Annotated in this window: 6 protein-coding genes and 1 pseudogene; 5 read left to right on the top strand and 2 right to left on the bottom strand. The window is 57.9% G+C overall.

The genetic code is table 11. The annotated features are described in order from the left end of the window. Positions 1 to 22 precede the first annotated feature (22 nt). The 5 genes and pseudogenes from ABIE45_RS23290 to ABIE45_RS23270 all read left to right on the top strand — a co-directional run. Positions 23 to 808, top strand: coding sequence for a uracil-DNA glycosylase family protein (locus tag ABIE45_RS23290; RefSeq protein ID WP_373622565.1), 786 nt, complete (start codon positions 23 to 25; stop codon positions 806 to 808). 333 nt (positions 809 to 1141) lie between these two features. Further along, positions 1142 to 4489 (top strand): TM0106 family RecB-like putative nuclease, encoded by a 3348-nt coding sequence (locus tag ABIE45_RS23285; RefSeq protein WP_192710570.1) that lies wholly within the window; start codon positions 1142 to 1144, stop codon positions 4487 to 4489. 9 nt (positions 4490 to 4498) lie between these two features. Beyond that, a complete protein-coding gene (locus ABIE45_RS23280; RefSeq protein WP_192710571.1) occupies positions 4499 to 6808 on the top strand; it encodes a hypothetical protein in 2310 nt (769 codons plus the stop codon). Then, complete coding sequence (locus ABIE45_RS23275; RefSeq protein WP_192710572.1) at positions 6805 to 8403, top strand: nuclease domain-containing protein; 1599 nt, start codon at positions 6805 to 6807, stop codon at positions 8401 to 8403. Before ABIE45_RS23280 ends, ABIE45_RS23275 begins: the two co-directional genes overlap by 4 nt. A gap of 267 nt (positions 8404 to 8670) precedes the next feature. After that, positions 8671 to 9313: pseudogene (locus ABIE45_RS23270) on the top strand (DDE-type integrase/transposase/recombinase); the annotation flags it as partial. Between the two features lie 145 nt (positions 9314 to 9458). On the opposite strand, the gene ABIE45_RS23265 reads toward ABIE45_RS23270, so the two are convergent. Together ABIE45_RS23265 and ABIE45_RS23260 are read right to left on the bottom strand one after the other, a co-directional pair. Then, entirely contained in the window at positions 9459 to 12497 is a 3039-nt protein-coding gene (locus tag ABIE45_RS23265) for a DEAD/DEAH box helicase family protein (protein WP_192710573.1), read from the bottom strand. A 10-nt stretch (positions 12498 to 12507) separates the two neighbouring features. Then, the gene (locus tag ABIE45_RS23260; RefSeq protein ID WP_192710574.1) at positions 12508 to 14475 is read right to left on the bottom strand and encodes a site-specific DNA-methyltransferase; all 1968 of its coding nucleotides are present in this window, start codon (positions 14473 to 14475) and stop codon (positions 12508 to 12510) included. Between the last annotated feature and the right edge of the window lies 1 nt (position 14476).

The raw sequence follows: 14476 nt of genomic DNA, 5'->3' as shown, positions 1-14476 counted from the left end.
ACCAATGCGCTTGAGGTAGCCAATGCCTTTGATTGATGATCTTACGAGTTTGGCCGCCGGTCGCAATATTCTACCATCTGCTTTTGCCTGTCCGTCATTCGGTCAATGCAACGCATCCACTAACGGCAATATGAATGGTGGATCAGGATGCTCAATGAGCTTCGTTGGGTCAAAATACGGCAGTTTTATTCCAAAGATAGTTTGTATTGGAATCGATCATCGAGATAATATTTCCAACGATTATTATCAGAGGACATTTAACATAATCGATTACTACCAAATACAGGGACACAATTTCAATCCGCACTACAAAGGTGTCGTTAAAACCGCAGCCGCGTTCCTTGGTCCGCAAGGCGCTGTCTGCAACACCTGTTGGCAAACAGGGCAATGTAGGAAAGCGGCAAATCCAAACACGCCGGACTGCGTCCTCGATAGGATCGTACAACCTAACCTCGTAAAATGTGTTCCAGCCAACGTTGTCAATGCGAATTCGCTAGCTACGCCCACCATGATGACAAATTGCGCACGCCATCTTTTAGCAGAGCTTCTTCTGATAAGACCCAGATTGGCAATATTTCATGGAGCGAAGCTGAAGAGGTCATTTCTCAATGCGCTGGCAACCGAAGGTATTCAATGGGCTAATATTCAAGCTCCACAAATTCCGCATGGCGCAGCTGTAGAGGTTGCTGGGATTGATATGCTGGCTTTCTTCTTTCATCATCCGGCTCGCTCTATGCTAGCTAGGCAATGGGATGACGTGGTGGCGCCCTGTCTCGATTATCTTCAACAAATCGGCGAAATCGCTTAGCCCTTTAGCGTCTCAAATGCGACGTCAGCAGCGTGGCTCTGGGTGAAGGTCGAGGAAGAAGCGGTTCGACGTGACGAACGCTCGACCCAGTTCTCTGCAAAGGGCAGAGGTGCGCCGCTATACCCTGCTGTTTTTCCAGGCTCCGGGCGGATTAGCAACTTGCCGCCGTGCCGTTTCGTCGGCACCATCAAGCTCTATCAACGTTAGATTGCCGAGGAGGGGGCTATGACGGGATCGGCACGGCCAGTAATGAGCCGCCTCTCGCCCACTTTTTTGGCAACGTTTCTCGGTTGCTCCGCATCAGCCGCTTGGACGTTGGAGCATCGGCGTGGCTTGCGTGAAGCGGCGTTGAGCGCGGCCGATCCGCAGGCCGAGCTGATTCAGCGTAAGGGTTACGAGCACGAAGCGTACTGCACGACCGCGCTTGCTCGCGATCATGGCCCGCCTGTGCAGATCTCTTCCGGCTCGCTGGTAAGCCGGATGGCCGAAACCGATCGGGCTATGAGCGAAGGCGCGCGGCTGATAACGCAGGCGGCCTTGGCTGATCGCCACTGGATCGGCTACGCCGACTACCTCGTGCGCGTCGATCAGCCCTGTGAACGCTGGCAATGGTCCTACGAACCCTGGGACGCCAAACTGGCACATCACGCCAAACCCGAACACGTGATGCAAATCGCGCTATACGGTGATTTGCTCGGAAAAGTGCAGGGCCGCGTCGCTGAGTTCGGTGCGCTGATGCTCAGTAGCCGCGACCCCACCACGCCATACGTCGTCGAGCGCTTCCGGCTGTCAGAGGTCCGCCACTACGTCCGCCGTGCCGCGACAAGACTCGAACGCTTTGCCGATGAACTGCCGACGGGCCTGCTGCCTGAGCCCTGCGCCTACTGCGGCAAGTGTGATTGGGCGCCCAGTTGCGAAACCGCTTGGGAAGCCGCCGACCATCTGAGCCGCGTCGCCGGCATCACGCGCAAGCAACGCCAGAATCTGCTGACCGCTGGGGTAACGACTGCCGCGCTGCTGGGTTCATGCGCTGAGAGCCGTATTGCTGGCATCGGCAGCGAGACACTCGCTCGACTTATCCAGCAGGCCCGCCTGCAAAAACAAAGCGCAGCCGAAAAACGGGGTATCTACGAGCTCCTGCCGCCCATTGGCGGCCAGGGGCTGGCGCGCCTGCCGCCTTCCGACCCCGACGATCTCTTCTTCGACTTCGAAGGCGACCCCATGCATCCGGGTGGTCTCGAATATCTTTGCGGCATCCTCTGGCAGGCGCAGCCCGGCGATACCGAAGGTGAGCCCGTGCCCGGGCATCCAGCCTGCCGGTTCCTTGCCATCTGGGCGCATGACCGAGCACAAGAAAAGGTCGCTCTTGCCGAGCTGATGGCGTTTCTGACGCGGCGTCTGGAGCGGGCGCCCGGAGCGCATCTCTATCACTACGCGCCTTACGAGAAGACCGCGCTTCGACGCCTAGCTTCGATGCATGCTGTCGCCGAGGAAGCCGTCGACAAGCTGCTGCGCGCCGAGCGCATGATCGATCTCTACCAGGTTGTGCGCGAAGGCGTGCGCGTGGGCGAGGCCAGCTACTCGATCAAAAGCCTTGAGCGGTTCTACATGCCCAAGCGCACCACCGAGGTCGTCTCCGGTGGGGACAGTCTCGTCATCTACGATCACTGGCGGCAGACCAGCGAGCAACGGAGCCTCGATGCTATTCGCGACTACAACCGCGATGACTGCCTCTCGACGCTGTTGCTGCGGAACTGGCTCGCGCAGTTGGCGGAAGTTGCAGGCATCGTCGCCGCGCCGGAAGCGGTCGTCGTCGAAACCATTGAGGAGCGCGAGAATCGCCTGAACCGAGAGGCGCGTGAGCGGGCCCAGTCCGAGCTAGAAACATCGATTGCAGGCGATGCAACCGCGCCGGATTTCGCCGCCCGGCAGCTCATGGCGGATCTGGTAGGCTTCCACCGCCGCGAGGCCAAGCCGGCCTGGTGGTCCTTCTTCGATCGCCAGGACCGCGGCGCGGAAGAGCTGCAGGATGACGAGGACTGCCTCGGTGGCTGCATTCGCGACGGGGATGACTGGATCGGCGCCGATAAGCGCAGCCTGACCTTCCGCTTCCGCTATCCCGAGCAGGAGACCAAGCTGCGCAAGGGCAGTGCCATATATCTCGCTGCGACGGGGGAAGCTGCTGGTACCATCATCGCGATTGACGAGGCCACTCGCAGGGTGACCGTCAAACGCGGCAGCAAGGCCGGCCCGCTGCCCGAAGCCGCCTGTCTCATCCCCGGCGGACCGATCGGCACTGACGTGCTTCGGGTTGCGGTATGGCGAGTGGCTGCGGACGTCGCCAAGGGCGGGGCTGCCTTTTCCCATGTCGCCGCCCTCCTTCGCCGCGAGCCGCCGCGCATTTCAGGCCGGGAATCGGGCCTGCCCATCATCGCGCTGGATGCGCGGGACGACCCACGCCGCTTGCTGACAGCCGCCATCGCCGCCGTGCGCAGACTAGACCGCTCCTGGCTGGTCATCCAAGGGCCGCCGGGGGCCGGCAAAACATACACAACCTCGCACTTGATTGCGGCGTTGATTGCCGAAGGTAAGACTGTCGGTATCGCTTCCAACAGCCACAAGGCCATCGACAATGTTCTGCACGCGGTCGAGGCCCGGCTGATCGAAGAGGGGCGGCGGCCCGGGATCCGCGGTCAGAAAAAAGATGGCGAGGGCGACGGCTATGAGGGCGCTGGCTTCATCCAGAGCGTGACCGACAACAAGAAGATTGATTCGGCCATGCCTATCTTGGCCGGCACGGCTTGGCTGTTCGCGCGGGAGGAGTTGCAGGCTAGTCGCGACGTGCTGTTCGTAGATGAAGCAGGGCAGGTTTCACTCGGAAATCTGGTTGCGATGGCGCAGGCGGCGAAGTCGGTTGTGCTCATCGGCGATCAGATGCAGCTCGCCCAACCCATCCAGGGCGCGCATCCACGCGAGAGCGGTCTGTCCGCCCTCGACTATCTGCTTGAGGGACACGCGGTGGTGCCGCCCGAACGGGGCATCTTCCTCTCACAGACGTGGAGGATGCACCCCGATCTCTGCCGCTTCGTCTCCGCCGCGGTTTATGACGGACAGCTTCAGTCAGAAGCCGGCTGTGCCGTGCAGCGGTTGGTGTTGAACCGCGATGCCCATCCAGTGCTTAAAGCGACTGGCCTTGCCTTTTACCCGGTGACGCACACCGGCTGCCGGCAGAAATCCGAGGAAGAAGCAGTCGAAGTAGTTGCGCTTTTCGAGAGCGTCCTCGGCCAGCGTGTCATTGGGCGAGACGGGAAAGAGCGCCAGCTCGAACTCGCCGACATCCTTGTGGTCGCGCCCTACAACATGCAGGTCAACCTCCTACGCGCGCATTTGCCCGAAGGCGCCCGGGTCGGCACCGTTGACCGCTTCCAGGGCCAGGAGGCGGAAGTGGTGCTGGTCTCAATGGCAACCTCCGGCGCCGAAGACATGCCGCGGGACGCCGCTTTCCTGCTTTCCCGCAACCGCTTCAACGTCGCGATCAGCCGCGCGCGCTGTCTTGCTGTGCTGATCGCCTCGCCCGGCCTGCTCGACCTCGTCGCGCGCAGTGTCGACGAGATGCGGCTAGCGAACGTCTTCTGCTGGGCGGAAGCCTATGCGGCGGACGGTTTAAGTGGTCAACATTGAGGAAAAGGCATGCAGCTGGCAAAAATTAAAGAAGTAAAAGCGAGCTATAATGATGCCTTTCTGCCTAACCACGATCCTGGCTGGGAGGCGTCCTGCCTAACAGATTTTGCGAAAATTTCTTCCGTAACGGAACAAGAGTTCCGGACGCCCGAATTTCAACGTTTTTTGTGGGAGCTCGACGACATCGCCAGCATAGGACCAGGCAATTCGGTGACAGTACCTGGTGCCTACCAAGACGTAGAAATCGTCGAGGTGCTCTGGCAGCTGAAGCAGTGGATACCATCCCAAGATGTCATCAGTCGCGCCAGCCACCTGGATGCAGAATACAACAGACTTATCGGTTTGGTTTCTCCTCGACATAATTTGAGAAGGCCATGGGCTAGATTGGCCCGTCTATTTTGGGGACTTCGCCCAGAGGAGATGTTGTGCTTGGTCGATAGCGTACGAACTAATAAATTCAGGGTATGGCTAGAACAGCCAACCCAGGGGCTTGGCTTTATCGGACAGCACGTCATCTCCAGGCAAGCCTTACGAGAAGCCTTGGGACCCGAGGCATCGCCGACCGACCACGTCCTGTATAGTCAATTTTCTTGGCATGTCTGGAAGCAGCTCAATCCGAAACAACCTGAGGCCATAACCAAGCCTGAAGTCGTTGGCACAAAAGTCACCGACACCCCGCAGCTCGCCATTCTTCCAGCAAAGGTCCAGCGTAAAGGTATCAGCTATGTCTCTAATAATTTAGCATTGCTACTTTCAATTGTTCGAGGCGCGGAGAACGGCAACGATCGTGAGTCACTGCTACATCAGATCGCCGATGAAGTTCCGACACTCAGCAGCGCCTCCCGCGTTAACGTGCTGTCGCAGGCCCCGTCTTTGGGCCTGCTGTCAGTTGAGGGAGGAACGTATCGTCCGACTGCCGCTGGCAAAGCTCTTCTTGAAGGTGAACCGCCAGCCGACGTGCTGACACCCATTATGGTAAGAACCGTTTTCGGGTTCGCTCATATTCTCGACGATTTGGGATATGCGGGCACGCTTACACGGCTTGAGACATCGCAAAAGTGCCGCAGCTACTATCCCCGGTGGACGACAGACTTCGCGCCAAATCAGCTAATAACTTGGATGCGCGATCTTGGCCTTGTCGAGATCAAAGGCGTGGGTAAACAGGCTCTCATCAAACTCACTGAATCGGGCGAGTACTGGCGCAGCGGCCTGCCGAATGAAATAAAAATTCCGTCGCTTCTGCTCAGCAATGAATTGCCTGATGAAAAAGCGCTAGAAGAAGTCGCCCAGGAAGAAGCGACGTCTTTGGTTCCTGACTTTGTCACACCGTCGGTTGACGCCATCCTGACGCGCTTCCATCAAGACGATCGGCTGAAAACGTTGGTCTTTACCGATGCCCAGATTCGCATGTTGCATGCCGCGCTTCATTCCGCGCAAGGCAAGCGCTTCGTCCTACTGGCAGGTCTTTCAGGCACGGGCAAAACGTCGATCGCGCGTGGATACGCCCAAGCTTACTGCGAAGCGCGTAGCCTTGAGATGAAGGCACATTACGCTCAGGTCGCCGTATGGCCGGATTGGACCGATCCCACGGGCCTGCTCGGCTTCGTCAATCCGCTGGCAAATCCGCCAACCTTCCAAGAAACTCCAGCTCTGCAGCTTCTGCTCGCTGCACACACCAATCCTGATAAGCCGTACTTTCTCTGTCTCGACGAGATGAACCTTGCGCGTGTCGAGCACTATTTCGCGCCTTTCCTGTCCGCTATGGAAGGCGGCAACGGCCGTTTGACTATCCACGCCAACCGAGATGCTGTTGATGCCATTCCGTCCTCGATCGCCTGGCCGGGCAACCTGTTTGTCATGGGCACCGTCAACATGGACGAAACGACATATCCGTTTTCGGACAAGGTTCTGGACCGGGCATTCACCTTCGAGTTCTGGGACGTCGATCTCGAACGCTGGTCCCAGGTTGCGGCGGCAAGAGAGAACGCCAAGACCGCAGTCGACCTCTTGCAACCGGTGCTGAAGCAGCTGGCAGAGGCCCTTAAGCCAGCCCGTCGTCACTTCGGCTATCGTACCTGCGACGAGGTACTTGGCTTTGTCATGGCCTATCCGGAAGCCGAGCACGAAATCGCGCTCGATGCCGCCATCTTAGCGAAGGTGCTTCCCAAGGTGCGCGGCGACAGCGGCGGCGAATTACCTAAAGCGATCGATAAGGCGCTTGAGGTGACCAAGGCCGCCAATCTGATGCGCTGCACCGACAAGCTCACCCAGATGCGGGCGACGCTACAGGAAATGGGTGCCGTGAGATTCTGGTATTGAGCGCGCCCGAGCTCTTCCGGCTGGTCGACGGGGTCGAGGTGCCTCTGTGCGAAGGTCCAGAGGGGTTTTTTTGTTCGGAAGGGGACTGCGTGGTTGTGGTGTGCCGCACGGCCGACCTGCCGCAGCTTCAGCTCCGCGGCGAGCGACTTGCTCCGGAGAGCTTGCAGCAGGCGGACGGACAATTCAAAGCCCGGTTCGTTCATCGGATCGACAGCTGGGCTGGGCGCACATCATTCTCTCTGTTTGACGGGCTAGAGCACCACGACTTTACGCTCGACGTAGGTCCGCATCAGCAGAAATTGACGCCGGGCGGTTGGAACGCGCTGATCAAGGAGCTCAGTGACATCTCTCTTGCACTACCCTGGGGCATGTCGCCGGGAGCGGGCGCCGGCGGGCTCACCGACGATGCTTTAGTCGCGGTACACCCGGCCATCATTGAACATCAACTGCCATTGCTGGAAAGGCTGCTGACGCGGCTGCTGGCCGATCCCCCGACGCTCGTAAGACGCGTTCGTACGGTGCGCCCCCTGAGTCTAAGCCGTGGCGCTGATCTCAGGACCGTTCGCTGGCTGGCGCGGCATCCGCTTGAGCTGGCCGGCGTGAGGGGAGAAGCACCAACTGACGCGTTACCTAATCCGCGCGCAATGGCTGATCAGCCAGAAACCCTGACCTCCACCGATCATCCTATCACCCGCTACATCGTACATCTGCTCCGCCGAGTGCAGGCACGCATGGCCGCAACCGCCAAAACGCTTGCATCACCGCGCCAGCACGGCATTCCCGACGATGCCGTTAAAGCCTACGCAAAAAAACTGGCGTCGCGTGTTGAACAGGCGAACGCCAGAATCGGGGCGGTGCTGAAGACGACACTGTTTCGATCGGTGCACCCGGAACCCCTGAGCGACGCTGTCCTTCAGGCACTACCAGACCAGCCTCTCTTTCTGGCACTCCATCGATGCGGACAGCGCCTTCTCAATCCCGGTTTGGCATATGCTCCGGGACAGAACATCTTCGCTGCTCTGAAAAATAGCTACGATCTCTTTGAAATCCTAGTTCTCTATCGCCTCGCGGCCCAGCTTGGCAGTTATCTTTCAGCGGACTGGGCTCCCGGCAAAGTGGCCTCCATCAAGAAATACGATCTCGAAGATCGCCCGGAAGATCGGACAAGATGGGTGTGGCAGGGGCCACATGACCAGCGCCTGGAGCTCACATATCAACCTCTGTTCCATTCTGCCGAGCCTACAAACGCATCGCGCCCTCTGGCGAGCCTCAGTGCGCAAGCCATTCCCGATTACGTGTTGGCCCTATGGAAGGGCGACGATATCGTGTCCTGGCTGATCCTCGACGCCAAGTACCGGTCGGGACGGAAGCCTGTGCACGACGCCCTTGGTGATATCCATCGTTACCGAGATAGCTTACGGATGGGGGGCACCCCCGCGGCTGGTGCCTACATCATCGTGCCCCATCTACAGGATGATGCTGCCTTATACGGCCAGGCTCAATACCTTTTCGCTCATCAGTTTGGCGCCCTCATCTTGTACGCTGACGATTGGTCAACTCCAGTATTGAGCTGGTTTCAGGCTGTAAATCTGTAATATTTTCCCAAATTAATTAAATAAATTACATATGATCTTCGATTTATTGCTGAAATATAATAAAAACTGACTTCGGTAAGGACTTAGATAATTATGATTGCGAATAGGCGCAAAAGAATGAAATTTCCGTCAAAGCTCCCAAACTCATTGGCTTGATAATTATTTGATAAAAAGTGCATTCGCGATAGGCGTCAATCGCGACCCAAAGTGTGACGCCGATATACCAAAAGCAATGCTCCTAAAACGCATTTCACTACGTCAAATAAGCTCTTGAGAGTGCGGCGCAGCGAGGGTGGGGCGGTCGTCAGCGCCGAGCAAGTGCTGCGGATCATGCGGGCGCAGGCCTGACGCTGGCTCCGCATACCGCGCTTCGTCCCGGCCGAACCCATGACGGCGTCGTGACCGCGCTGCGCTCGAACGTGCGCTGGTGCTCGGACCATCTCGAACTGCACTGCCGGGACGGGGCCGTCGTGCGGGTGCTGTTCGCCCTCGAAGCCTGCGACCGCGAGGTGATCGCCTGGTCGGCGACCACGACGGGCGACCCAGGGAGATGGTGCGCGACCTGATGCTGGCCTGCGTCGAGGCCCGGTTCGGCGCGACGCGCACGGCTCACCCCATCGAGTGGCTGTCGGACAATGGCTCGGCCCACATCGCCAAGCCGACCCGGGAGATGGCCACTGCCCTGGGACTGCGCCTCGCTTTCACGCCGGTGCGCTCGCCCCAGTTGAACGGCATCTCGAAGGCGTTCGTAAAGACGTTGCGGCGCGAATATGCCAAGCTCGCGATCCTGCCGGATGCCGAGACCGCGATAGCCCTCCTGCCGGCGTGGTTCGAGGACGACAACACCGTCCACCCGCACTCCGGGCTACGCTTTCTCTCGCCCAACGAGTACTTCGCTCTGAGTGTCTAAACCCACCCTGCCGCCTGTCCGGTCAAACGGGGTCCACTCCACTATGGCTGTCGGCGGCTGCATGATCCGCCCGCACCAAGGTGGGAGCGGATCACGTTTTGGCTCGCCTATGGAGCCAGGAGCCGCCCCTGATCCTGGTTTGGCTTCAGGCGGCTGCGCGCCCGAGAATATCCATCAGCTTCTCGTAGCTGGTGACGACGTCGTACTTGACCTGATCCTCGATGACGCGCCGCCCGATCTCGTTGAAGAACTTTCGCGCACACGCGATCTTGGTGTTCTCGATTTCGCGTAGCTTCATCGAGGACATGCTGCCCTTTGTCTCGGCGACGAAGTAGATGTGCCGGACGCTGCCTTCCTTGAAGGAGATTGCCCAGTCTGGATTGTAGTCGCCGACCGGCGTCGGGATCAGGAAGCCACGGGGAAGCTTGGCATAGACCACCACCTCGCTGCTGGCATCAAGCTCACCGGCGAATTTGCGCTCGATGTCCGAATCCGTGACGACATAATCGTAGATGTGGTGCTTCAGCTTGGCGCTGGCCTTCGAGAAATCCTGCCTGGTCTGATTGGCCGTGAAGATGTCCACGTCGTACCGCTCGGACAGGCCGTCGTAGGCGAGCCGTTCGATGATTATCGTGGCTTTCTGCTCGGCGATGATCCGCGAAGCCTCCGCGATGAAGTGCTCGGGGTTCTCCCTGAACTGGCCGAAAACGCTGGCCTGGATTGCCGTGAGGATGTCGGCCACGGTCCTGCGCGTCAGCTCCGTATTCTCGGCGACCTTGCCGAGAAGGTCGTATTTTACGAGGGAATGGATTGAACCGCCGCGCTCGGTCGTCGAGCCGGTGAGCGAGAAGCCTTCGCCGGCCTTCAGTTGCTCATCGGTCAGCCCGTCGCCCTGAATGCCGATCTGCACGGTGTATTGAAGCGGCGTGACACGGAGCTGGCTGTCGAGCGCGTTCACGCATTTGCGGATCAGCTCGTCGGAATCGAATTCGACCCGATAGACGGCCTTCTGATTGATCCGTCGCCAAAGTTCCTGGAACTCTTTCTTCTCGAAATTGTCGTTCAGCGGGTTGGTCTTGGGCTTCCGGCCATCGTCCACCTTCGGTAACTGGGCATCGTTGAACACGCTGTCGATGATCTGAAAAATCTGATCCGCGTGAGGCTTCAGATCGTTCGGCAACGCCGCCAGCGTCCCGGCCTCCTTGGCCTTGTGGTAAGCCGTGGTGATCTGATCGGCGTCGTCCGAATAGTCGTTCTTCACCAGGTAACGATAGATCTGCTTCGCCATCGCCGGTGTGATCTCGACCGGCCCGGACTCGGTCTTGATGGTCTTCCCGGTGAAATAGGCCTCGGTCGCCTTCCGGGGACGGGAGGTCAGCGTGTCGGCGATCTCTTTCTGGAGACCACTGACGAACGCCGTGTAGCTCTCGCTGGCCACGACGGTCAGCACGTTGATGTCGTGGACCACTGCGGGGTTATCCATGCGGTCGCCGTTCTGGTCGACCGACAGACGAAGCCCGCGGCCGACTTCCTGGCGGCGCGAGATCGTGTTGTCGCTGTGCTTAAGCATGCACATGACGAAGACGTTGGGATTGTCCCACCCTTCCCGAAGGGCAGAGTGCGAAAAGATGAAGCGGGTCGGCTCGCCGAAGGACAGCAGCCGCTCCTTGTCCTTCAGAATGAGGTCATAGGCGTCCACATCATCAGAATCGACCGCCTTTGCTCCAACCACGGGGTCCTTTAGCCGGTTCGTTTTCTTGTCGATGGCGAAGTAGCCGTTGTGGGTCGCCGCGGCGTCGATTCCGGCCAGGTGCTTGCGATAGGCCTCATTGTCGATAACCAGCTCCGACATAAATTCCTCTTTGAGAAGCTCATACTCCTCCTCGAACATGCGGGCGTATTCACCCTTTTCGTCGGGCTGGGCATAGTCACGGTACTTCACCACCTCGTCGATGAAGAAGAGCGACAGCACCTTGATGCTCTGGGCGAAGAGCTGCTTTTCCTTGTCGAGGTGCGCCTTGATCGTTTCCCGGATCTGGATGCGCCTTATGTCGCGCTCGGACACATCGCCAGTCGCCTCGCCGGCATGGAGCACCACGCCGTTGGTGAACTCCACCGTATCGTTGCGGGCGTCGATCTGCGCGATGGTGAAGCCGTTGCGATACTGGTCCAGCTCCCCAGACTCGGCGAACAGGTCGTCACGGAACTCCAGACGCTTGAGCTGGCGCTTGATCTCGCCGGACTTCAGCCTAACCTCGATCTCGAGCCGCGCCACCGGTGATTTCTTCGAGATGTCGATGCCCTCGAGATAGAGATAGGCGTTCGTACCGGCGAGACCGCGGGTCTGGATACCTCGCACAGCGATCTTCTTCACCAGCTTCTGGCTATAGGCGTCGAGCGCGTCGAGCCGGTGGATGCGGTTATGCTCAGTCCGGTGCGTCGCCGAGTAGCGAAGGATCATCAGCGGCTTGAATTTCGGCAGCGCCTCCATCGTGGCGGCGCCTTCCATCTTCTGCGGCTCGTCCAGGATCAGGATCGGCCGGTTGCTGGCGATAACATCGATGGGCTTGCGCGACTGGAAATCATCCAACTCGTCATAGATGCGGCGGTTGTCGGCTCCCCGGGCGTTGAACGCCTGGATGTTGATCACCATGACGTTGATGCTGGCGTCCGATGAAAAGCTCTCCAGCTCGTGCAGCCGCCTGGAGTTGTAGATGAAAAAGCGCGCCTTCTTGCCGTAGCTTTCGGTGAAGTGGTCAGCAGTGATTTGGAGCGATTTGTAGACACCCTCGCGGATGGCGATGCTGGGCACCATGATGATGAACTTCGACCAGCCGTAACGCTTGTTCATCTCGAACATGGTCTTGATGTAGCAATAGGTCTTGCCGGTACCCGTCTCCATCTCGATGTCGAGGTTGAACCTGCATCCGGCGCTGGAGACCAGCTTGTCAGAGATCGGCAGGTTCTCCCGCCGCTGGACGTCCTTCATGTTGGCCAGCACCTGAAGGTCGGTCAGGACCAGGTCGGCGTTCTTGAAGCCCTCCTCGAAGGCGCTCACCTGCGCCTTTCGGCCAGGATCGATGCGGTAGGTGATGCCGTTCACCAGCGGCTGACCGGCGAAGCAATCCACCACCGAGTCCACGGCCTGGGTCTGATAGGGCTGGACCTTGAATTTCAGCTTCATGCCTGCCCCCTCAGATCGACTTGACGTCGGTGCCGGGAGAAAGCTGGCGGAAGACCTGCTCAACGTTGATCTTCACGGCGTCCGACACGAAGCCGTTATCGCGGAAGACGACGCGCAGCGGCTCGCGACCGGCAAGCTCCTTCACCAGCTCCTCGGTCACGCCGGTGTCGAAGCAGGCGATCAGCGCATTCTCATCGACGACGAAGACATCCTTGCCCTGCACCGTCTCGCACCGGATCGGCAGCGTCAGGTCCACGCCCCAATCGACCAACACCTGGAACAGCAGGTCCTCGGCGGTTCTGTCCGGCTTGATGTTGTCGACCGCGTGGAGCAAGTCCTTCTGATCAACTTGATCCGGGCGATAATAGACGTCTTGCATGTTCGATGCGTCGATCTTGAGGACGCGGAAGCCGACGTCCTTATTCCAATCCGGGTGTGCTTCCTCTTGAAGGAGTTTTTTGCCTGCGCGGCGTATGCGTTCTTTCGAAATCTCTGAGACAGTTTTGAAGCCTTGCTTGAACGCATCATCGTTCTCACTGATCGCCTCAGGCAATTGAACGCTGATACAGCGGAGCCTTTGTCCAGTCTCAGCAGACTGAGCCATTATGGCGTGAGCAGTCGTTCCAGATCCCGCAAAAAAATCTAGAACAAGATCGTTGTTCTCGGCACAAACCAGTGTCGCGAAGAATTTTATCAGATCGGTCGGTTTTGCAAATTCAAAGGGTATATCAATCTTTTTTAGCTCCGCAGAGCTATGTCTGCTTTGGAACTTTTCCAAAATATTTCCCGGAAGCTGCCCATCTCGCATCCGATCATCTAGCCAAATCTTGTAATAGACGTTCCACTTCGCCTTAGAGCCATCTGCGTGGATCAACGATGTCCTGTCTGACGCAACAAATGATATGTTGCCGTTCTCTTTCTCTTGTTTGAAACGATCATAGGTCCATCGCCAAACGCCGTCTCCGTCTACGGGGGTTACTTTCGCCCCTTCTTTTCCTTCAGACGGAAAGGTCGACCCAGGAGGAATGAGCAAATTTCCATCCGGATCCTCTATAAAATAGCGTTGGTTCGCGCGGGCATCCAACATGGCCTGATATAGGCCCATCGACCTATATTTCTGTCCGGCGCGCGGACCGGTCTCTTCGACACTTGTATAGACCTTATCGATAACGTTTTGGCTAATCTGCTCCCTGAAGGGGGCCAATTCAAAAATGTTCTTAGCAAACACAAGAACGTAGTCCACCGACGGCGAAAAATGCGTGCCCTTTTGGCCGCCGGTCTTCATTACTCGCGAGCATATGGTTATGAAATTTTCTTCGCCAAACACCTCAAAACAAACCTGGAGTAAGCCACTAAGCTCCTCCTGTCCTATTGATATAAAAATTGCCCCATTGTCAGAAAGAAGGTTTCGCACCAACTTCAGGCGCGCATAGATCATTCCCAGCCAGTCGGAATGAAACCTTCCATTCGACTCTGTATTAGAAACAAGCCTATCTCCAACATCATCAATTTGATTCGATGAAAGCAGCCAGTCGGAAGAGGGCATGTCGAATTTATCATTATAGATAAAATCATTTCCCGTATTGTATGGAGGGTCAATATATATCATTTTGACCTGACCCAGATAGGTTTCCTGTAATAGTTTCAATGCTAGTAGATTATCCCCTTCGATGAACAGGTTCTGTGTCCCGTCGAAATTAACGCTCTCTTCCCTCGACGGGCGCAACGTCTTTGCAACAGGTGCATTTGCTGTGGCCAGGGCCTGCCGTTTTCCCGGCCAATCTAGTCGATAGCGCTCCTGCGGCCCTTCTACGATCTGGTCGTTCAGCTCCTGCCGAAGCTGATCAAAGTCAACCGCCAGATGCAGCTGCCCCGTGATTTCGTCCTGCGCCTCCGTCACGCAGCCGGGAAACAGCGCTCGTATCTTTGCGATGTTCTCCTGCGCCAAATTAGGGCTATGCATCTTCAGCTTTTCCATA

Source organism: Methylobacterium sp. OAE515 (assembly GCF_041806315.1).
In the GTDB taxonomy this organism is placed as follows: domain Bacteria; phylum Pseudomonadota; class Alphaproteobacteria; order Rhizobiales; family Beijerinckiaceae; genus Methylobacterium; species Methylobacterium tardum.
This window is presented reverse-complemented; position numbering and strand designations above follow the sequence as displayed.

Excerpts from the sequence above, each read along its gene's own strand:
- ABIE45_RS23290 (WP_373622565.1), top strand. The coding sequence starts at position 23 with ATGCCTTTGATTGATGATCTTACGAGTTTGGCCGCCGGTCGCAATATT.
- ABIE45_RS23280 (WP_192710571.1), top strand. The coding sequence starts at position 4,499 with ATGCAGCTGGCAAAAATTAAAGAAGTAAAAGCGAGCTATAATGATGCC.
- ABIE45_RS23265 (WP_192710573.1), bottom strand. The coding sequence starts at position 12,497 with ATGAAGCTGAAATTCAAGGTCCAGCCCTATCAGACCCAGGCCGTGGAC.
- ABIE45_RS23260 (WP_192710574.1), bottom strand. The coding sequence starts at position 14,475 with ATGGAAAAGCTGAAGATGCATAGCCCTAATTTGGCGCAGGAGAACATC.